Here is an 18939-nt window from a genome sequence, read left to right as displayed (position 1 = left end):
GCGCCGCCCTCCCGGCTGGGGCTTTGGTGGTGTTCTCCGCCGATCCGCAGGAGACGGTTTATAAATAGCCACCCGATTCGACGGCTTACTCCTCGCCCAGCGCCGTCGGGTTGACCGCGCCCGGGCCCTTCCCCACGTCGTAGCCGCGCCGGACTGCCTCGGTCATCTCCTCGACCGCGACGCCGACCGCTTCAGGAACCGACTCTCCTCTCGCCAGCCGCGCCGCGATCGCGCTCGATAACGCGCAGCCGGAGCCGTGGGTCGCGTCGGTGTCGATCCGGGGCGTCTCGAAGCGGTCGACGGTCAGCGCTGTCTCACCCCCGCCCGCCCCGTCGGCCCGAACGAGCGTGTCGACGACGACGCCCTCGTCGACCGACTCGCCGTCGAGGTGCCCGCCCTTCACGAGCGCCGCGTCCGCGCCGAGCGCGACGAGCGCCCGCCCGGCCGCCTCGGCGTCGGCCGGGGTCTCCACCGGCTCGCCGGTCAACACCGCGGCCTCGTCGGCGTTCGGCGTGACGAGCGTCGCGGCCGCGATAAGGTCCTCGTAGGCGTCCTCGGCGGCGGGCGAGAGCAGGCGGTCGCCGGTCGCCGCGACCATCACGGGATCGACGACGAGCGGCGCGTCGGCGTCCGCGACCGCCTCCGTCACGCGCGCGACGATCTCGGCGGTCGCCAGCATCCCCGTCTTGACCGCGCCCACGTCGAAGTCGTCGGCGACCGCCGCGTACTGGCTCGCGACGTGGTCGGCCGGGATCGGGTGGACGTCCTCGACGCCGCGAGTGTGCTGCGCGGTCGTCGCCGTCACGACCGACGCGCCGAAGACGCCGTGCGCGCGCATCGCCGACAGGTCTGCCTGAATCCCCGCCCCGCCGCCGCTGTCGCTGCCGGCGATCGTCAGCGCGACCGGCGGGTCGACCGGATCGTACTCGGGCATACGCGGTGGTACAACTTAGTAATATTAATTGGTGGTGGTTCGGTCACGCTCGGCGCCCCTGACTTCCCCCGACCGCCGCCTGCCGTCGCCGAACGACCTTTTCGGCTGCGCGGCGTAACGAGGACATGGCAACCGACTCCGACGCCGCGACCGGCGCCGACGAGAGCGAGGCGATCACCGTCTACTCCGACTACGTCTGTCCGTTCTGCTTCCTCGGGCGGCGGTCGCTCGCGAACTACCAGGAGACGCGCGAGGAGCCGCTCGACATCGACTGGCACCCGTTCGACCTCCGCGCGGGCCAGCGCGGGCCGGACGGCGAGATCGACCACGACGCCGACACCGGGAAAGACGAGGAGTACTACGAGCAGGCCCGGGAGAACGTCCGCCGGCTTCAAGAGGAGTACGGCGCCGACGAGATGGAGCTCGAGCTCGCGACCGACGTCGACTCGCTGCCCGCGCAGATCGTCTCGGTCCGCGTGCGCGAGACCGCGCCCGACGCGTGGCTCGCGTTCGACGAGGCCGTCTTCGACGCGCTCTGGCTGGCTGGGCGCGACATCGGCGACCGCGACGTGCTCGCCGACATCGCGTCGGAAATCGACGGGCTCGACCCCGCCGTCGTCGACGAGGCGCTCGGCGACGACGACCTCCGCGGGCGCGTCACCGACATGTTCGACGCCGCGAGGCGGCAGGGCGTCACCGGCGTCCCGACGTTCGCCTACGAGGGCCACGCCGCGCGGGGCGCGGTCCCACCGGAGCAGCTCGAACGGCTCGTCGAAGGGGTCTGAGGGCGACGAACTCGGAAGCGCCGATCAGTCGCCCGCGCCGGCGCCGGACTCCGATCGCGCCTCGTCCGCGTCGTCGCCCGCTTCGACGGCGTCCTCCCGCGGGTCAACGAACCGGTACGCGAGCGCGACGCAGCCGAACGCGAGGGCGAACCCGGCGACGACGTCCGTGAGCCAGTGGATGCCGAGGTACATCGTCGCTGCGACGACCGAAAGCGAGAGCGGGACCGCGACCGGCGTCCACCGCGGGTACTCCTCGCGGGTCAACACCGCGAACGTCCCCACGGTGACCGCCAGCGAGGTGTGAAGCGACGGAAAGACGTTGGAGGCCACGTTCACCTCGCTCGTCAGCGCCATCACCTCCGGCTGGTTGGTGAAGAGCAGCGGCGTCACTAGGTCCGGTATCCTGTTTCGTGGGCCGTGGGCGAACACCGCCGTGTACAGCGCCAGCCCGATCGCGTAGTTGAGCGCGTACGCGACGAGGACACGTCTGAGCGTCACGGTTCGGGGGAGCGCGAAGTACGCGACCGCCGGGAACGAGAGCAGGAACGCGTAGCCGTAGACGTACACCCACGAGAAATAGGCAGTCAACGCGGGGGACGCGAACGTCTCCTGTACCCACGCGACGAAGTTGCCCTCCAGCGCGTAGATGAACGCCGTCGCCTGGAACCCGAACAGCTCGGAGACGCCCAACAGCGACGGCCGCCCGATCCCGCTGGCTATCAACACGACACAGAGGATCGCGACGACCCGGCGCACGTCCCAGATCCGGTCGCGGAGTTCGCTCCACGTCTCGCGGAGCCGGGCGGGACCGATCACCGCGACGCTCGCGACGGCCAGCATCACCCCGACCCACGCCACGACCGACGTGAGGACGGACAGGAACGGCGTCATTGCCCCCGGGAGAGCAGCCGTCCCTCGTCGTCGAAGCGATACCCGATGTCCCGCAGCGCCGCGCGAGCGGCCTCGACGTCCAGCGACCCCTCGTCGTCGAAGAACGGGTGAACGGGGTCGGTCCCGTCGGTCCACGCCAGCGACGCGGGGACCGCGTCCGGCGACGCCGCGAGCGGGGAGGCCGCCGCCTGCGCGTAGCCGTCGAAGGTGTCCTCGACGATCGCGGACTTGTCGATCAGCCGCGCGACGATCGCCCGGAATCGGGGGTTCGACAGCGGGCTCCGTCGCACGTTGTAGCCGACGTGGTAGAACGCCGCCGACCGGCCGCTCACGAGCCGCGTGTCGTCCGAGCGGCCGATCCGCGGGACCGACTCGGGGCCGAGGTTCGAGACGGTCGCGTCCGCGAGCCCCTCGGCGACCGACTCCACGGCCGAGATGTCCGACGGCAACACCGCGACCCGGATCCGGTCGAAGGCCGGCTTCCCGTGGTACCGGGGCGGGATCCCCGCTCGCGGGTCAGTCGTCTCCTCCGAGCTCTCCGAGTCGCCGTCGGCCGCCGGACGGACGAGGAAATGGTCGGGGTTACGCTCGAAGACGACCGACTCCCCGGCGGTCGCCTCGACGAAGCGCAGCGGGCCGCTCCCGACCGGGTCGGCGTTGTTCGAGACGACCGCCTCCGTCGTTTCGAAGTCGAACTCGAAGCCCCCGATCGTCGCCGCGTTAGTCCGCTCGGACCAGACGTGTTCCGGGAGGATCGGCACCTGGAGCGCCCGCGCGGCGACCGTCTCGTTGACGTCGGGCACCGTGAGTCGGACCGTCGCGTCGTCGAGGACCCGCTCGTCTTCGACGAGGGAGCTCCGCCCGCGGAACCGCGGCGTCGGCACCGGCGTCTCGACGCTCCCCAGCGAGGTGTCCCGGAGGAACCGGTAGGTGAACGCGACGTCGCTCGCCGTCACGGGCTCGCCGTCGTGCCACCGGGCGTCGCGGAGCGAGACGTCGAGGGTGTTCGCGCCGGGGCGCTCCCAGCCGGCCGCCAGCCACGGGACGGTCGACTCGCCGTCCGTGCGGACGAGCGGGTCGTACAACAGGCCGGTGAACGTGCCGTACTTCCGGTACTCCGCGGCGATCGGGTTCCAGTTCTCCGTGATTCGGTCGTCGGTCGTCACCAGCCGGAGGGTGGCACCACCCTCGCCGTCCGCGCCGTCCGCCGTCGTGTTGTCGGCGGTCGTGTTTTCGTCGTCCGCCGTCGCGTTGCCGTCAGTCGTGTTGTCGTCAGTCGTGTTCCCGGCTCCCGACGCGTCGGCGTCGGGGACGGCGTCGAGGCCGAGGAGCCCGGTGACCGACACCGGCTGGCGGTCCTGGGTCCACCCCGCGAACCGGGCCCCCTGGACGGCGGTGAGCGCGTCGGGGAACGCGACGACGGAGAAGGGTTGGAGGTCACACACCGTCTCCTGAAGCGCGTCGACCGCATCCGACCGGTCGCTCCCGGCCGCTCGGCGCTGTCGCTCCAGCAGGTCGTCGACCGCGATCTCCGTGAGCCCGAAGGGGTTCTGCCACCCCGGCTCCGCGACGAACTGCGAGTGCGTCAGCCCGTACAGCGCGTCCGAATCGAACGGCTCCGTCTCCACGAACTGCCCGACGTAGAGGTCGAAGTTCTGGTTGACGAGCACCTTCCGCCACAGGTCGGTCTGCCCGACCGTGTTGAGTCGGACGTCGATACCGACCGCGGTCAGGTGCTCTTCGAGCTGTCTCGCGATCCGGATCCCGTTCGGGTCGCCGTCGGCCGGCGTGGTGTTGATCTCCAGGGTCAGCTGCGAGTGCAGGTCTCGTCCGGCGATGTTCTCCGTACGACCGAGACAGCCGGCGCTGGCGGCCGCGAGGCCGAGTCCGGCGAGCGCCGTCCGTCGACTGATCGGTCGCGTCATCCGTTCGTCTCCACCTGTTTTCCGCCACCGAATATATCTCTTCTGTGCTGTCGCCGCGCCGAGGAGTCGCCTCGCCGCGACGGATCCCGCGCACGCGGCCGGATCGACCGCATCAGATTCGACCGCATCAGATCACGTCCGCCAGCGGGAGCGCGAGCCCGACCGCCCACGCGAGCAGTCCGACGACGGCAACCGGTCGGTCCGCGGCCGCCCGCCCGATCGCGACGACGCCGAGCGCGGCGAGGAGCGCCACCCGGTGGACGATGAGGTCGGGGGGGACCGCCACCCCGAGCGCCGCGAAGTCGGCGACGAAGCCGCCGCCGAGCCCGACGGCGACGGCCAGCGCGGCCGCCTCGGGGGTAGACCGCGGCGCGCGCCAGACGACCAGCGCGGGCAGCCCGAGCGCGAGGACGAGGTACAGCGGCGCCGCGATCGCCTTCGGCGACACGCCGGGGAGCGCCGTCTCCAGCGTCACGCCCGCGAAGCGGACGCCGACGAGGACGACGCCGAGCGTGAGCCCCAGCGTCGCGGCCGCGGCGTGTCGCTCCGCGTCGGTCCGGAGTCGGCCGAGGAGGTCGAGGGCCGCCTCGCGGGTCCGCCGGCGGAGCAGCGCGCCGGCGAGCGCCGCGGTCGCCGCCAGTTCGATCACCGAGAGCCAGCCGTCGCTGCGGCCGCCGTCGATGCCGCGGTACTCACGTCGCACGTCGCTCGCGCGGTTCGACTCGATGAACTCGTCCTCCAGCCGCGTCGCGGGCGCGTCGATATCGGGGACGGTGTGGCGGAGCCGGAACCAGTCGTAGTACTCCTCGTGGGCCTGGACCGCGGTGTAGGCGCCGTCGGGCGACTCGTACGCGCGGAGGTGGTCGCGGACCCCGAGGTACGCCCCGTCGTGGAGCTCGAACGTCTCGGCGAGCCACACGCCGCCAGTCGGCCCCTCGACGTACGAGTAGCGGAGCGAGCTGTGGGCGTCCTGCCAGTCGCGGCCGACGAACTCGCGGATCTGGTCGTCGCCGGCCGTCGCCGCCGCCTCGTCGGGGTCGGTCTTCTGCCAGTCCGCCGCCGCGTCGCCCTCGATCGCGGCCCGGGTCGCCTCGGCGTCGGCGTGGAACAGAACGTTGATCGCGAGCGTTCGTCCCTCGACGGTCCTGGTTCGGCTGGTGTACGGCCAGAGCCGGTAGTCGCCGTCGACCTCGATGAGGCTGTCGTCCGCCACGTCGTCGACCGTCGGCTCCTCGGCAACACCGGCGAAGAACCCGGAGAGGACGAGGCCGACCCCGACGACGACGAGGAGAGCGACGACGACGGCGATCCGTTTCATGCGCCTCACCAGAGGCCCGGAGAACAAACCTGTTCGGGTGGGAGGCAGCGCTACCGCCGGAATATCTCGCGGGTTGCGGCGGTCACCACGTCTCGACGACGCCGTCGCGGACGTCCTCGGCGCACCCCTCGCAGTCGGGGTGGCCGGACTCGAAGCAGGTGGGGCGTCCCTCGGCGTCGACCGGCACGGTCCGGCGCTCCGCGTGACGGCGGCAGACGATGCGGGCCGCGCCGGCGTCGTCGGTCGGGAGGTCGAACCGGGCCGCCGCGGCCGCGTCGCCCTCGGGGTCGTCGCGCCCCTCCGCGTAGGCGCGTCTGGCCTCCTCGAACTGCTTGCCCGCCTTCCGGAGCTGCTGGCGGATGACGCGTTCGAGCCGGTCGTCCATACCGCTTGTTTCGGCGCAGCGGATATAGGTCCGTTGGCGGAGCGGGCAGCGGTCGCCTGCGGTGCCGCCGCCCCCCCGGGAAACCTTGATGAGACGCCCGAGCGATCGCTCGGGTATGTCCGACGACTGCATCTTCTGTTCGATCGTCGCCGGGGAGATCCCGGCGCGCACCGTCTACGAGACCGACGCCGTGCTGGCGTTCCTCGACGCGAACCCCCTCGCGCGCGGGCACACGCTGGTGATCCCGAAGTCGCACGCGCAGCACGTCGGCGACCTCGACGCCGCCCTCGCGAGCGACCTGTTCGACGCCGTCGCGTCGCTCACGCCGCGGATCCAAGAGGCGGTCGACGCCGACGGCGCCAACGTCGGCGTCAACGACGGCGAGGCGGCCGGCCAGGAGGTCCCGCACGTCCACGTCCACGTCGTCCCGCGGTTCGAGGGCGACGGCGGCGCGCCGATCCACGCGGTGGCGGGCGCTCGACCGGACCTCTCGGACGACGAGCTCGACGCCGTCGCCGACGAGGTCGCGGCCGCGATAGACGGGTAGACCGCGACCGAACCGCGGCCCTCGACGCCGCTCGGCTTCGCGATTTTTAAGAACTACCTCCGGCGAGAGCGGCACATGCAGGCGACGACGCTCGCGCTGGTCGGGGCGACCGGCGGCGCGGGGACGACGCGGACCGCTGTCGAACTGGCGGCGATGGGCGCGCGCGACGGCGACGACGTCGCGGTCGTCGACGCCGCGTTCACCACGCAGGGGCTCTCCGAGTACGTGCCCGGCCGGATCGACCCCGACCTCACCGCGCTCCTCACCGAGGATCCGGACGCGGCGCTGTCGGCGGCGGCCTACCCCGTCGCCGGGACCGGCGCAGGCGTCGAGCGGTCGGGGTTCGGCGGGGGGAGCGGAGGCGATGGGAGCGAAGACGATGCGCCGGATCTACCGGGACGCGTCGACGCAATACCCGCGAGAGCGCCCTTCGAACGCGTTGCGCGGGCGAAGACCGCGGAGGCCGGCCGGAAGCTGGAGCGGCGGATCGACGAGGCGGCGACGACGTACGACGCGGTGGTCGTCGACGCCGCACCGGTCGGGTCGAACGAGGCGGTCGCGGCCGCCACGACCGTCGACCGCGCGGTCGCGATCAGGCCGGCGACGGCCCACGGCCGCGACGCGGCCCAGCGGCTCCGCGGGCGGATCGCCGACGTCGGCGGGAGTCTCGACGCGACGCTCGCGGTCGAGCGAGCGGGGTCCGGAAGCGGTGGCGACGAGAACGAGCGCGACGACGACGGGTCCGGGGTCGTTCGCGTGCCGGCGACCGACCCCGAAGTGGCGGCCGCGCCGACAGCGGCGACGGGAGATGATGCGTACGCGCGGGCGATCGCGGCCGCCTACGAGACCGCGTTCGACGCGTCGCTCGGCGTCGAGTTCCCGGATCCGGGGCTCGTCGAGCGGTTCACGCCCTGAACCGGGTCGAAGAGAAATAGACGTTCAACGGAGCCCGTCGCCCGAACCCAGCGCGTCGCCGAGGGGGTCATCGGCGCCGAGCCCCTCGCCGAGCGGCGCGGAGCCGGCGACCTGCGCGTCGACCGCCTCCGCGACGGGCTCGACCGGGTCGTGCGTCTCGACGTACGTCGCCAGCGCGAAGTCGGCCTCGTCGCCGCCGGTGAGCTCGACGGCCTCGCTGCGGGCGGTCCGGCCCGCGAGCCAGTCACGGACGACGTCGCGTCCGGTCGGCGAGAGGGGACAGACGCCCGCGACGCCACAGCGGTGGAGCGCCTTTGCGGCCGTCATCGGGGAGACGCCCGCCTCCCGGGCCGCGTCGCCGACGCTCCGTCCGGCGGTGTAGGCGTCGACGAGCGTGGCGGTTGCCTCGGGCGTGCACGGGAGCGACTCGGCGTGATCCGACAGGCGGTCGACGAGCGGCGTCTCCGTGTCGTCCGCGAGCGCGACCCCCCGATCGCGCTGGCGCGAGGTCACCTCGACCCCGGCCGCGATCTCCGACAGCGTCATGCGAACAGATGGCTCGGGCGGAGGGTTAAAACCACCGTACTGCGGCGCCCTCGACCGTCCGATCACCGACCGATAACCGGTCGGTTGGAGCGGCGCGATCCGGCCGATCGACCGCCGATCCGCCCGGGTTTAAGTAAGGCATCGGGCCGGAGTTCGACGTGTGATGAGTGACGCACGCTCGACCCGCGTTCGTTCGCCCCGGACCGAGACCGACGACGCCGCGACGACGGATCGCGCAGCAACGACAGACCGCACCGCGACCGCCGACCGCGCCGCGACCGCAGAGCGCGCCGCGACGGATCGCTCCTCCGCGGCCGAGGAGTCCGAGACACCGGCGGCCGCCGAGGAGACCGGCGACCGCGAGACGTGTCCCGAGTGCGGCGGTCGCACGCGCGTCGACGGCGCGGAGCGCGTCTGCGCCGACTGCGGGCTCGTCGTCGAGGCCGACCGGATCGACCACGGCCCCGAGTGGCGGTCGTTCGACGACGACGACACGAATCCGAAGCGGACCGGCGCCCCCCTGACGCGTTCCCGACACGACCGCGGGCTCTCGACGGAGATCGGGCGGTCGACGAAGGTGAAGGGCCGCAAGCGCCGGCGGCTCGCCCGGATGCGGACCCAGCACAACCGCGCGCAGATCTCGACGAAGCGCGACCGAAACAAGGTGTACGCCTACACCGAGATCCGGCGGCTCACCGGCATCATGGGGCTGCCCGACAGCGTCCGCGACGCCGCCTGCGCGCTGTTCGACTCCGCGCAAGAGGAGAGCCTGCTCCGCGGGCGCTCGCTGGAGGGGTTCGCGGCCGCCTGCGTCTACGTCGCCTGCCGGACCGCCGACGTGGCCCGCACCGTCGGCGAGGTGTGCGCCGAGGCGAAGGCGACGGAGGAGGAGCACCAGGCCGCCTTCGACGCGATGAACCGCGAGCTCGGCCTCCCGATCGCGCCGAGTGGCCCCGCGGAGTACCTCCCGCGGTTCGCCAGCGACCTCGGCTGCGACCCCGCCGTCGAGCGCCGGGCGGGCGAGCTGGCCGAGCGCGCCGTCGAGGAGGGGATCGCGAACGGCCGCAACCCGGTCGGGGTCGCGGCCGCCTGCCTCTACACCGCGGCCCGCGAGCTCGACGCGGAGTGTACCCAGCAGGAGGCCGCCGACGTGGCCGACGTGACGCCGGTGACCGTCCGGCGGACGTACGTCGACCTGACGGAGGAGTGAATCGGAGAAACACCGACGGGAGAGCCGTCGGCCGTGACGATCCGTCGGGCGGGCGCGGCGGCGTCAGCGCGGGTCGTCGCCGGGCGGAAGCCGACGGCGACGACCGGTCGCCGCGAGAGGGAGCCGCGGCGACCGGGAGCTGATAGCGGACAGGCGGTGTGGAGGGCAGGGAGGGCGCCCCGACCGCCCGGCGGGCGTCACGCATCTGAATCGAGGTTCGGGGGATAATTCTACGTTAGCTATTGATAGTACGGATGGACCGAACAATTCGGTCGAATCGGACGTGTCGCGATTTGCGTCTCGACCGTTTCCTCGAGAGCGCTCCGTTACCGGCCCCCTATCTTGTGTTTGAACGCGAAGAAGACGCGGCGGCCGGTCTCCGTGAGCCGCACGGTGTCGGAGCGGCCGACGTCCTCCAGTTCGACGTAGCCGCGGTCGCGCAGCGGCGAGAGGACGTGCGTCTCTAAGGCGCGGTACTTCGCGGTCCGGCTCTCGCCCGCCTCGCGGAGGAACGTGAGGTCGCGCTCGCGCGCCCACTCGATCAGGTTCCACTTGTCCGTGGTGTGGTTCTCGTCGGTCCGCTCGCGCAGGCGACCGAGGACCGCAACCTGATCCGTCGTCGGCGCGTCCATCGGGTAAATCGGGAGGTCGACGGTGCGCTCGACGCCCTCCGTGAGCGGCTCCTCGCGCCGGTCGTGGCGGTGGCGCTCGGGCTCGACGCTGTACGGGCGCGCGCCGACGATCATACAAGCTAGCGCGACGCCGACCGCGGCGATCCGCGGGCCCGTTGAGACGTTGCCGAAGAGGCGGTCGCCGTCCGCCGCGCTCGCCTGGTGGCGGGCGGCGACCGTCGTCGTCACGCCGAGGGCGTCGTACACGTCCGCGAGCGCGACGGGGATCGGCCGGACGTCGGCGAACTCGGCGACGGTCGTCCACGCGTCGCGCTGGTAGTCGGTGAGCCCGTCGGGGTCGACGCGGGTAGCGTCCGGATCCGGGGCGCTCGCGGCCTCGAAGTCCACGTCGCCGCGGGCCCCCTCGCGGTCGGGGGCGTCGACGAGGAGGTACGCGACGTCGGCGCCGTGGCGGCGGAGGGGTTCGACGATCCGGTCGCGCTCGTGGCCGAGCGGGACCACGTGGACGCGGCGTTCGGCGACGCTGGGGACCGAGGTGTCCATACCCTCGTTGTCAGCGGGGATCGGATAAATAGCCCGCCGGAGCGTTTCCGGAGAGTTGCGAGCAACCACGGGTCGTGGGGTCACATACCACGAAAACCGTTAAGCCCGGCTGTCGCCTACGAGGGGACATGAGCGCTGACCGGTCCGCCCTCCGGCGGGCCATCGAGCGCGGCGAGCGGGACGGCGGCGCCATCGAGTTCAAGGAGCGGCTGACCCGCGAGGTCCACCTGGCCGACGGGCGCATGGAGTCGCTCGTGGCCCAGCTCCGCCACCGGGTCCTCTCCGGCGACGGCGAGGCGACCTACGTCCTCGGCGTCACCGACGACGGGGGGCTCGCCGGGATCTCCCCCGAGGCGTTCTCCGAGACGATGGACGTGCTCTCGCTTCTGGCCGACGAGGCGGACGCCCACATTGCCGACGTCGAGACGTGGAGCGCCGGCTCCGGCGGCGACGGCGACGAGGCGGGGCTGGTGGGGCTCGCGACGCTCCGCGACGGCGGCGTGTTCGAGGCCGACGAGGACCACCTCGTCGTCGGCACCGCGGGCCACGTCGACCACGGGAAGTCGACGCTCGTCGGCACGCTCGTCACCGGGCGCGCCGACGACGGGCAGGGCGGGACGCGCGGCTTCCTCGACGTCCAGCCCCACGAGGTCGAGCGGGGGCTCTCCGCGGACCTCTCGTACGCGGTGTACGGGTTCGCCGACGACGCCGACGAGCCGGTCCGGATGGACAACCCCCACCGCAAGGCCGACCGCGCCGGCATCGTTGAGGAGGCGGACCGGCTCGTCTCCTTCGTCGACACCGTCGGCCACGAGCCGTGGCTCCGGACGACGATCCGCGGGCTCGTTGGCCAGAAGCTCGACTACGGGCTGCTCGTCGTCGCGGCCGACGACGGCCCAACGAAGACCACCCGCGAGCACCTCGGGATCCTCTTAGCGACCGAGCTGCCGACGATCGTCGCGATCACGAAGGCGGACGCCGTGAGCGACGACCGGCTCGCCGAGGTCGAGCGCGAGGTCGAGTCGATGCTGCGCGACGCGGGACAGACCCCGCTTTTAGTCGACCGCCACGGGGTCGACACCGCGGTCGCGGAGGTCGGCGACGGCGTGGTCCCCCTGCTGCGAACCAGCGCGGTGACGAAGGACGGGATCGAGACGCTCGACCGCCTGTTCGAGCGCCTCCCGAAGCGCGCGACGCCCGACCGCGAGACCTTCCGGATGTACGTCGACCGCAGCTACAAGGTGACGGGCGTGGGGGCGGTCGCGTCCGGCACGGTGAACTCGGGGACCGTCGAGACGGGCGACGAACTCCTACTCGGCCCCATGCCCGACGGCTCCTTCCGCGAGGTGGAGGCGCGGTCGATCGAGATGCACTACCATCGGGTCGACAAGGCGACCGCCGGGCGGATCGTCGGCATCGCGCTGAAGGGCGTCGACGAGGCGGAGATCGAGCGCGGGATGGCCCTGGTCCCCCGCGACGCGGAGCCAGACCCGGTCCGCGAGTTCGACGCCGAGGTGATGGTGCTCAACCACCCGACCCGGATCCAGGAGGGGTACGAGCCCGTCGTCCACCTCGAGACCGTCTCCGAGGCGGCGGCGTTCTTCCCGGAGGAGGGCCGGCTGCTCCCGGGGGACACGGGCGAGGCGCGCGTCCGCTTCAAGTTCCGCCCGTACCTGATCGAGGAGGGGCAGCGGTTCGTCTTCCGCGAGGGGTCGAGCAAGGGGGTCGGGACCGTGACGGACACCGGCGGCGACGGGCCGTCGTCGGGCGGGCGCTGAGCGGTCGCCGGGACGCTGCGCGCGCGAGGATCGAACGCTCCGGCCGACGCGTCCGACCGCGGACCGACCGGCGTATTTCGGATCCCGGCAGTCGTTTCTTCCTGATTCGGACGACGTTCGTGGGAAAGAATACGCACAAAATGATGATAAATCAACCGGAGATGACCGTATGGGCAGGGCATCCCAAAATACTTATTAGAGTTAAACAAGAGGACCGTTGTATGCGTCGACAACACACACAACGCATTTCGCGACGAAAGGTCCTCGCCGGCGGCGCGGCCGGCACCTCGCTCCTGCTCGCCGGGTGTACCGGCGGAGGGGACGGCAGCGACGGCGGCGATGGCTCTGACGGGTCCGACGGCGGCGATGGCTCTGACGGGTCCGACGGGTCCGACGGCGGGAGCGCGTCGAGCCTGTACTTCGCGCAGGCGAAGGGACCGCTCGACATGGACCCCGTCGTCATGAACGACGTGCCGTCCGCGCAGATCGCCGGGCAGATATTCGACGGGCTCTACGAGTACAGCGACGGCGTCAGCCTGGAGCCGAAGATCGCCGCGGAGATGCCCACGGTCGAACGCGAGGGCACGCGGTTCATCGTGCCGATCCGGGAGGACGCCCAGTTCCAGAACGGCGACCCCGTCACCGCGGAGGACGTCGTCCACACGATTATGGCGCCGGTCGAGGAGCAGACCGAGAACGCCTCCGAGGTGGACATGGTCGACACCGGGGAGGCGATCGACGAACACACCGCGCAGTTCGACCTCAAGTACCCGTACGGTGCGTTCACGATCGCCATGGCCCGGAACGTGGTCAACGCCTCCGTCCGACAGGAGGACACCGAGGCGTACAACACGGACCCGGTCACCTCCGGGCCATACCAGCTCGCCGAGTGGGAGCCGGAGGGCTACGCGACGCTGGAGCGGTGGGACGACTACTGGGACAGCGACAACCTCCCGGAGATCGGCACGCTCGAGTTCGAGCCGATCGTCGAGCAGACGACGCGGGTCACTGAGCTTGAGACCGGGAACGTCGACATCATCGAGTCGATTCCGCCGCAGCTGTACGAGACGGTCGAGGCGAACCAGAGCGCCACGCTGACCGAAGAACCCGGTATCGGGTACTTCTACCTCGCGTTCAACTGTAACGAGGGCCCGACGAGCGACCCCCTCGTCCGCGAGGCGGTCGACTACTGCGTCTCGATGGACCAGGCGGTCGAGAACTTCGTCGAGCCGGCCGGCGTCCGCCAGTCCAGTCCCTACCCGTCCTCGATCTCCGAGGAGTGGGACTTCCCGACCGACGAGTGGTCGGACATTCAGCACGACCAGGACCTCGAGGAGGCGCAGGCGCTGTTCGAGGAGGCCGGCGTGCCGATGGACTACAACTGGCGGATCATCGTGCCGCCGGACAACAAGCGCGAGCAGATCGGCATCTCCATCGGTGACGGGCTCCAGAACGCTGGCTTCCAGAACGTCGAAGTCCAGCGTCTCGACTGGGGCACGTTCCTCGACACGTACAACACCGGGAGCGCGAGCGACTACAACATGTACACGCTCGGTTGGTCGGGCTCGCCGGACCCGGACACGTTCGCGTACAACCTGCTGAGCCAAGAGACGGAGGGTGTCACGAACGGGACGTTCCACGGCTACGACGAGGCCTCGCAGAAGCTGACGCAGGCTCGCGAGTCCGCCGACCGCGAGGAGCGCCGCCAGCTCTACGTCGACGCGACGACGTCGCTGCTCGAGGGGCGCGTCCACCTCCCCGCGTACAACCTGAACAACTCCTACGGCGTGCGCAACGTCGTGGAGGGCTTCAGCTCGCATCCGATCTCGACGGAGATCCAGCTGGACGGCGCCACCGTGTCCCGGTAACTCGGTCGCCTCGACGGAGCCCGGACCGCCCGCGCTCCGACGACCGGGATCAGCGTGAAACGCCCCTCCGAAGCGGTCGCGGTCACCCTGACCGGCTGCCTGCGGCCCGTATTGGTGTGTCGGCGGGAGCGAAACGGATAAGCGACAGCAAAAACCGAATCGAAGCAACGAGGAATCCACGACAGTGAGTTTACTTCGGTACACACTCCGGCGGCTCGCACAGGCGATACCCGTACTGATAGGTATCGTGACGATAACGTTCTTCCTAGCAAACCAGATCCCCGGCGATCCGGTCGAGATCATGCTGGGGCCGACGCCGGCACAGGAACAGGTCGAGGCGATCCGCGCGCGGTACGGCCTCGATCGCCCGATACACGTGCGGTACTTCGCATACCTCAGTAGCGTCGCGGTGGGCGATCTCGGCCAGAGCATCTACTACGACCGCCCCGTCCTCGAGATGATCATCCTTCGGCTGCCGGTGACGCTGCTGCTCATGCTGTCGGCGTTCGCGTTCGCGGTCATCACCGCGATCCCGCTCGGCGTCATCTCGGCGAAGCGGCGGAACGAGCCGGCCGACCACATCTCACGAATCATCTCGCTCATCGGCGTCTCGACGCCGTCGTTCTGGATCGGGCTGGTGTTGATCATCGTCTTCGCGTTCTACCTCGGGTGGTTCCCCGCGCGCGGGCTCGTCCTCCCGTGGGCCGACCCGTCGACCGTCCGCGGGGCGGCGACGCAGGTGGAGGTGATCCGGCAGACGGCGCACCACCTGTTCTTACCGATGATCGGACTTGGAACGCTTCAGATGGCGCAGATCACCCGCATCGAGCGCTCGTCGATGGTCGACTCGCTTCAGGGCGAGTACGTGAAGCTCGCTCGGGCGTACGGCGTGCCCGAATCGACCATCGTCCGCAAGCACGCGTTCCAGGTCGCACAGCTTCCGGTGATCACCATCATCGGACTCGGGCTCTCGACCGCACTCGGCGGCGCCGTCCTCACAGAGACCGTCTTCGGGATCCAGGGCATGGGGAGACTGATCATCACGGCAATCCAAAATCAGGACTACGAGCTGATCATGGGGACGACGCTCGTGTTCGGGTTCGTCTACGTGATCGGCGTGATCATCACGGACATCACGTACAGCTACCTCGACCCGCGGGTCACCTACGGTGACGAATAATGTCGATTAACAGCGCAACTTCGGACGACGACACGGCGGACGGCGGCGACGAGAGCGGCGGACCCGACGAGGTGGAAGCCCGGGTCGGCCTCCGGTACACCCTGAAACAGGTCCGGCAGGACACGACGGCGCGGATCGGGACCTACATCGTCGGGCTCATGACGTTCGTCGCGCTCTTCGCCGCGTTCGACTACTACGTCCTCGATTACGCGATCGCGGAGGCGGTGCTGTACAACCCCGAGACCGACCCGGGGAACGTCCGGCGGCTGCTCCCGCCGGTCGGCATGGAGAACCAGTTCGGGCAGGGCGTGCTCGAACACCCGCTCGGCACCGACCACCGGGGTCGCGACATCCTCTCGCGGACGATCTACGGGACGCGGATCGCGATGACGGTCGGGTTCCTCGCGACCGCCATCGGCCTCGGCGGCGGCACCGTCATCGGCGCGGTCTCCGGCTACTACGGCGGCTGGATCGACGACGTGCTCCAGCGCGTCACCGAGACCATCTACGCGATCCCGTTCCTCGTCTTAGTCATCGCGTTCATGACCGCGTTCGGACGCGACCTCACGTTCGCGATGATCGGCGTCGGGATCACGGCGATTCCTGTGTTCAACCGGCTCATCCGCTCGCGCGTCGTCTCCATCCGCGAGGAGGACTACATCGAGGCCGCCCGGGCCGCCGGGGTGAAAGACCGGAACATCATCTTCCGGCACATCATCCCGAACAGCTTCGCGCCGGTGCTGGTCCAGGCGACGCTTCAGGTCGGGGTGAGCATCCTCATCGTCGCCGGCCTCTCGTTCCTCGGCTTCGGCGCGCAGCCGCCGACGCCGTCGTGGGGGCAGATGCTGTCCGCCTCGCGCGGGTACATGCTCCCCGCGCCGACGTTCAGCATCTTCCCCGGAATCGCCATTCTGATCACCGTCATCGGCTTCAACATCCTCGGCGACGGTCTGCAGGACGCCCTCGACCCGCGGATAAACAACTGATATGAGCGAACCACTACTCAGCGTACGCGATCTCAAGACACAGTTCTTCACCGAGGACGGCACGGTCCGCGCCGTCGACGGGATCTCCTTCGACGTTCACGAGGGAGAGATCGTCGGCCTCGTCGGCGAGTCGGGCGCCGGAAAGTCCGTCGCGACCTCCAGTATCCTCCGGCTCGTCGACAGCCCCGGCGAGATCGTCGGCGGCGAGATTGAGTTCAAAGGCGAAACGATCTTCGGGCTCGAGGAGGGCGACGACGGCGAGCTGCGCCCGCGCGACGAGATGCTCACCGAAGAGGAGATGCGAAAGCGGATCCGCGGCCGCGAGATCGCGATCATCTTCCAGGACCCGATGGAGTCGTTGAACCCCGTGTTCACCGTCGGGGGACAGCTCCGGGAGTTCATCGAGATCAACCGCGACCTGGAGGCCAAGGAGGCGAAAGAGGAGGCGATCGACATGCTCAGGGAGGTCGGGATCCCGGCGCCGGAGTCGCGGTACGACGAGTACCCGCACCAGTTCTCCGGCGGGATGCGACAGCGCGTGCTGATCGCGATGGCGCTCGCCTGCCAGCCCGATCTGATCATCGCCGACGAGCCGACGACCGCGCTCGACGTCACTGTCGAGGGCGAGATCTTGGAGATGGTGACCGATCTTCAGGACAAGTACGACACGTCGTTCATCTGGGTCACCCACGACATGAGCGTCGTCGCGGAGATCTGCGACCGCGTCAACGTGATGTACCTCGGCGAGATCATCGAGCAGGCCGAGGTGGACGACCTGTTCTACGACACGAAACACCCGTACACGTCGGCGCTGCTCGACTCGATGCCCCGCCCCGACCGGACGGTCGACGAGCTCAGACCGATCCAGGGGGTGATGCCGGAGGCGATCGATCCGCCCGCCGGCTGTCGGTTCCACTCGCGGTGTCCCGAGGCCCGGGAGGTGTGCCGCGAGGTCCACCCCGAGCCGCGGGAGCTGAGCGAGGAGGGCGAGGCGCCGCACACGGCCGCGTGCGTGAAACACGACGCGTTCGACGTGGGGTACGACGAGAGCCCGCCCATCGAGACGCAGGCCACCGGCGGGTTCTCCGCCGGCTTCACCGAGACCGGGGGTGAGGCGGAATGACCGAGGTCGGTCCGCCGGAGTCTGACCCTGAGGCGCTGTTGCAGGTCCGCGACCTCTGCAAGTACTTCGACAACGAGAGCGGGCTGTTCGCCGGCGTCCAGCTCGACGACGAGTTCCCGTACGTCTCGCGGTCGACCTCCGACGTCCGCGCCGTCGACGGCGTGAGCTTCGACATCAAGGAGGGCGAGACGCTCGGGCTCGTCGGCGAGTCCGGCTGCGGGAAGTCGACGCTCGCGCGCACCGTCCTCCGGCTGCTCGAACCGACCAGCGGGAGCGTCTACTTCCAGGGCGAGGACCTCGCGTCGCTGTCCGGCGAGCCGCTGCGGCGGATGCGGAAAAACATGCAGATGATCTTCCAGGACCCGCAGTCGTCGCTCGACCCCCGGATGAAGGTCGGGCCCATCGTCGAGGAGCCGATGAAGGCCCACGACATGCTCGACGAGGAGGGCCGGGAGGCCCGTGCGAAGGAGCTGTTAGAGAAGGTCGGGCTCGACCCGCAACACTACAACCGGTACCCGCACGCGTTCTCCGGCGGGCAGCGCCAGCGCGTGAACCTCGCGCGGGCGCTGTCGGTGAATCCCGACTTCATCGTCTGCGACGAGCCCGTGTCGGCGCTCGACGTGTCGATCCAGGCGCAGGTGCTCAACACGATGGAGGAGCTGCAAGAGGAGTTCGACCTCACGTACCTGTTCATCGCGCACGACCTGAGCGTCATCCGCCACATCTCCGACCGTGTAGCGGTGATGTACCTCGGGAACATCGTCGAGCTGGCCGACAAAGAGGAGCTGTTCGAGAACCCGAAACACCCGTACACCCGGGCGCTGCTCGACGCCATCCCCGTCCCGGACCCGCGGAGCGGCGGGCGGAAAGAGCTGCTGTCCGGCGACGTGCCGTCGCCGATCGACCCGCCCTCCGGCTGCCGGTTCCGGACGCGGTGCCCGGAGGTGATCCAGCCGGACGAGTACGACATGACGGAGGACGCCTGGCGGAACGTCGTGGAGTTCCAGCGGGCGGTCGAGCGCCGGGCGTTCGAGGAGACCGACCCGGACGCCCTCCGGTCGCGGTACTTCGAAAACGCGGTGCCGAGCGGCGACGCCGGCACTCTGCTCGACGAGGCGCTCGGGCACATCGAACGCGACGAGTTCGAGGAAGCCGAGGATATCCTCGTCGAGCGGTTCGCGGACCAGAGCGTCTGCGCGACGACGACGCCCGCCTACGAGGTGCCGTCCGACCTCACCGACGGCCGTCACTACTCGGCGTGTCACCTGCGTCGCGACGAGGCGCTCGCGAGCGCCGTCGACGGACCCGCGGTCGACGACGCGGCCCGCCCCGGGGCGGGAGCGACCGAAGCTGACGACTGAGCGACCTCGTTT

Annotated in this window: 17 protein-coding genes; 10 read left to right on the top strand and 7 right to left on the bottom strand. The window is 70.3% G+C overall.

The window, feature by feature from the left end; genetic code table 11:
• Nucleotides 1–85 precede the first annotated feature (85 nt).
• Nucleotides 86–934 (bottom strand): bifunctional hydroxymethylpyrimidine kinase/phosphomethylpyrimidine kinase, encoded by an 849-nt coding sequence (thiD, locus tag ACOZ35_RS12470; protein ID WP_424013883.1) that lies wholly within the window; start codon nt 932–934, stop codon nt 86–88.
• Nucleotides 935–1059: 125 nt separating this feature from the next.
• On the opposite strand from thiD, the gene ACOZ35_RS12465 reads away from it, so the two are divergent.
• Nucleotides 1060–1719, top strand: coding sequence for a DsbA family oxidoreductase (locus ACOZ35_RS12465; protein WP_424013882.1), 660 nt, complete (start codon nt 1060–1062; stop codon nt 1717–1719).
• Nucleotides 1720–1743: 24 nt separating this feature from the next.
• Here ACOZ35_RS12465 and ACOZ35_RS12460 read toward each other — a convergent pair whose 3' ends face one another.
• From ACOZ35_RS12460 to ACOZ35_RS12445, 4 genes are all read right to left on the bottom strand, one after another.
• Complete coding sequence (locus ACOZ35_RS12460; RefSeq protein WP_424013881.1) at nt 1744–2610, bottom strand: phosphatase PAP2 family protein; 867 nt, start codon at nt 2608–2610, stop codon at nt 1744–1746.
• The gene (locus tag ACOZ35_RS12455) at nt 2607–4535 is read right to left on the bottom strand and encodes an ABC transporter substrate-binding protein (RefSeq protein ID WP_424013880.1); all 1929 of its coding nucleotides are present in this window, start codon (nt 4533–4535) and stop codon (nt 2607–2609) included. The genes ACOZ35_RS12460 and ACOZ35_RS12455 overlap by 4 nt, the downstream gene beginning before the upstream one ends.
• A 127-nt stretch (nt 4536–4662) precedes the next feature.
• Nucleotides 4663–5853, bottom strand: coding sequence for a hypothetical protein (locus tag ACOZ35_RS12450; RefSeq protein ID WP_424013879.1), 1191 nt, complete (start codon nt 5851–5853; stop codon nt 4663–4665).
• 82 nt (nt 5854–5935) lie between these two features.
• A complete protein-coding gene (locus ACOZ35_RS12445; RefSeq protein ID WP_424013878.1) occupies nt 5936–6238 on the bottom strand; it encodes a DUF7091 family protein in 303 nt (100 codons plus the stop codon).
• Between the two features lie 115 nt (nt 6239–6353).
• Between ACOZ35_RS12445 and ACOZ35_RS12440 the strand changes: the two genes are divergently transcribed.
• Entirely contained in the window at nt 6354–6785 is a 432-nt protein-coding gene (locus ACOZ35_RS12440; protein WP_424013877.1) for an HIT domain-containing protein, read from the top strand.
• 75 nt (nt 6786–6860) lie between these two features.
• A complete protein-coding gene (locus ACOZ35_RS12435; protein WP_424013876.1) occupies nt 6861–7700 on the top strand; it encodes a ParA family protein in 840 nt (279 codons plus the stop codon).
• 24 nt (nt 7701–7724) lie between these two features.
• Here the strand turns inward: ACOZ35_RS12435 and ACOZ35_RS12430 are convergent, their stop codons facing one another.
• On the bottom strand, nt 7725–8246 hold the full coding sequence (locus tag ACOZ35_RS12430) for a hypothetical protein (protein ID WP_424013875.1): 522 nt from the start codon (nt 8244–8246) through the stop codon (nt 7725–7727).
• A 163-nt stretch (nt 8247–8409) separates the two neighbouring features.
• Here ACOZ35_RS12430 and ACOZ35_RS12425 point away from each other — a divergent pair, with 163 nt between their 5' ends.
• A complete protein-coding gene (locus ACOZ35_RS12425; protein WP_424013874.1) occupies nt 8410–9456 on the top strand; it encodes a transcription initiation factor IIB in 1047 nt (348 codons plus the stop codon).
• A gap of 326 nt (nt 9457–9782) precedes the next feature.
• Here the strand turns inward: ACOZ35_RS12425 and ACOZ35_RS12420 are convergent, their stop codons facing one another.
• On the bottom strand, nt 9783–10631 hold the full coding sequence (locus tag ACOZ35_RS12420; RefSeq protein WP_424013873.1) for a DUF6293 family protein: 849 nt from the start codon (nt 10629–10631) through the stop codon (nt 9783–9785).
• Nucleotides 10632–10759: 128 nt separating this feature from the next.
• Between ACOZ35_RS12420 and ACOZ35_RS12415 the strand changes: the two genes are divergently transcribed.
• The 6 genes from ACOZ35_RS12415 to ACOZ35_RS12390 all read left to right on the top strand — a co-directional run bounded on the left by ACOZ35_RS12415 (nt 10760) and on the right by ACOZ35_RS12390 (nt 18927).
• Entirely contained in the window at nt 10760–12409 is a 1650-nt protein-coding gene (locus ACOZ35_RS12415; protein WP_424013872.1) for a GTPBP1 family GTP-binding protein, read from the top strand.
• Nucleotides 12410–12630: 221 nt separating this feature from the next.
• Nucleotides 12631–14277, top strand: a complete 1647-nt coding sequence (locus ACOZ35_RS12410; RefSeq protein WP_424013871.1) for an ABC transporter substrate-binding protein — start codon at nt 12631–12633, stop codon at nt 14275–14277.
• 184 nt (nt 14278–14461) lie between these two features.
• Nucleotides 14462–15457, top strand: coding sequence for an ABC transporter permease (locus ACOZ35_RS12405; protein WP_424013870.1), 996 nt, complete (start codon nt 14462–14464; stop codon nt 15455–15457).
• Complete coding sequence (locus tag ACOZ35_RS12400) at nt 15457–16443, top strand: ABC transporter permease (protein WP_424013869.1); 987 nt, start codon at nt 15457–15459, stop codon at nt 16441–16443. The genes ACOZ35_RS12405 and ACOZ35_RS12400 overlap by 1 nt, the downstream gene beginning before the upstream one ends.
• Nucleotide 16444: 1 nt before the next feature.
• Nucleotides 16445–17566: an ABC transporter ATP-binding protein gene (locus ACOZ35_RS12395; RefSeq protein WP_424013868.1), complete on the top strand. Its 1122-nt coding sequence runs from the start codon at nt 16445–16447 to the stop codon at nt 17564–17566.
• A complete protein-coding gene (locus tag ACOZ35_RS12390; protein WP_424013867.1) occupies nt 17563–18927 on the top strand; it encodes an ABC transporter ATP-binding protein in 1365 nt (454 codons plus the stop codon). The genes ACOZ35_RS12395 and ACOZ35_RS12390 overlap by 4 nt, the downstream gene beginning before the upstream one ends.
• The last annotated feature ends 12 nt before the right edge of the window (nt 18928–18939 follow it).

Source organism: Halorubrum xinjiangense, assembly GCF_049604745.1.
GTDB lineage: Archaea > Halobacteriota > Halobacteria > Halobacteriales > Haloferacaceae > Halorubrum > Halorubrum xinjiangense_A.
Note: the sequence above shows the minus strand (reverse complement) of the source record. Positions and strands in the feature narration are given on the sequence as shown.

Coding starts and splice junctions, on each gene's coding strand:
- ACOZ35_RS12410 (WP_424013871.1), top strand. CDS start 12,631: ATGCGTCGACAACACACACAACGCATTTCGCGACGAAAGGTCCTCGCC.
- ACOZ35_RS12400 (WP_424013869.1), top strand. CDS start 15,457: ATGTCGATTAACAGCGCAACTTCGGACGACGACACGGCGGACGGCGGC.
- ACOZ35_RS12460 (WP_424013881.1), bottom strand. CDS start 2,610: ATGACGCCGTTCCTGTCCGTCCTCACGTCGGTCGTGGCGTGGGTCGGG.
- ACOZ35_RS12420 (WP_424013873.1), bottom strand. CDS start 10,631: ATGGACACCTCGGTCCCCAGCGTCGCCGAACGCCGCGTCCACGTGGTC.
- ACOZ35_RS12430 (WP_424013875.1), bottom strand. CDS start 8,246: ATGACGCTGTCGGAGATCGCGGCCGGGGTCGAGGTGACCTCGCGCCAG.
- ACOZ35_RS12465 (WP_424013882.1), top strand. CDS start 1,060: ATGGCAACCGACTCCGACGCCGCGACCGGCGCCGACGAGAGCGAGGCG.
- thiD (WP_424013883.1), bottom strand. CDS start 934: ATGCCCGAGTACGATCCGGTCGACCCGCCGGTCGCGCTGACGATCGCC.
- ACOZ35_RS12415 (WP_424013872.1), top strand. CDS start 10,760: ATGAGCGCTGACCGGTCCGCCCTCCGGCGGGCCATCGAGCGCGGCGAG.
- ACOZ35_RS12395 (WP_424013868.1), top strand. CDS start 16,445: ATGAGCGAACCACTACTCAGCGTACGCGATCTCAAGACACAGTTCTTC.
- ACOZ35_RS12435 (WP_424013876.1), top strand. CDS start 6,861: ATGCAGGCGACGACGCTCGCGCTGGTCGGGGCGACCGGCGGCGCGGGG.
- ACOZ35_RS12440 (WP_424013877.1), top strand. CDS start 6,354: ATGTCCGACGACTGCATCTTCTGTTCGATCGTCGCCGGGGAGATCCCG.
- ACOZ35_RS12450 (WP_424013879.1), bottom strand. CDS start 5,853: ATGAAACGGATCGCCGTCGTCGTCGCTCTCCTCGTCGTCGTCGGGGTC.
- ACOZ35_RS12425 (WP_424013874.1), top strand. CDS start 8,410: ATGAGTGACGCACGCTCGACCCGCGTTCGTTCGCCCCGGACCGAGACC.
- ACOZ35_RS12390 (WP_424013867.1), top strand. CDS start 17,563: ATGACCGAGGTCGGTCCGCCGGAGTCTGACCCTGAGGCGCTGTTGCAG.
- ACOZ35_RS12455 (WP_424013880.1), bottom strand. CDS start 4,535: ATGACGCGACCGATCAGTCGACGGACGGCGCTCGCCGGACTCGGCCTC.
- ACOZ35_RS12445 (WP_424013878.1), bottom strand. CDS start 6,238: ATGGACGACCGGCTCGAACGCGTCATCCGCCAGCAGCTCCGGAAGGCG.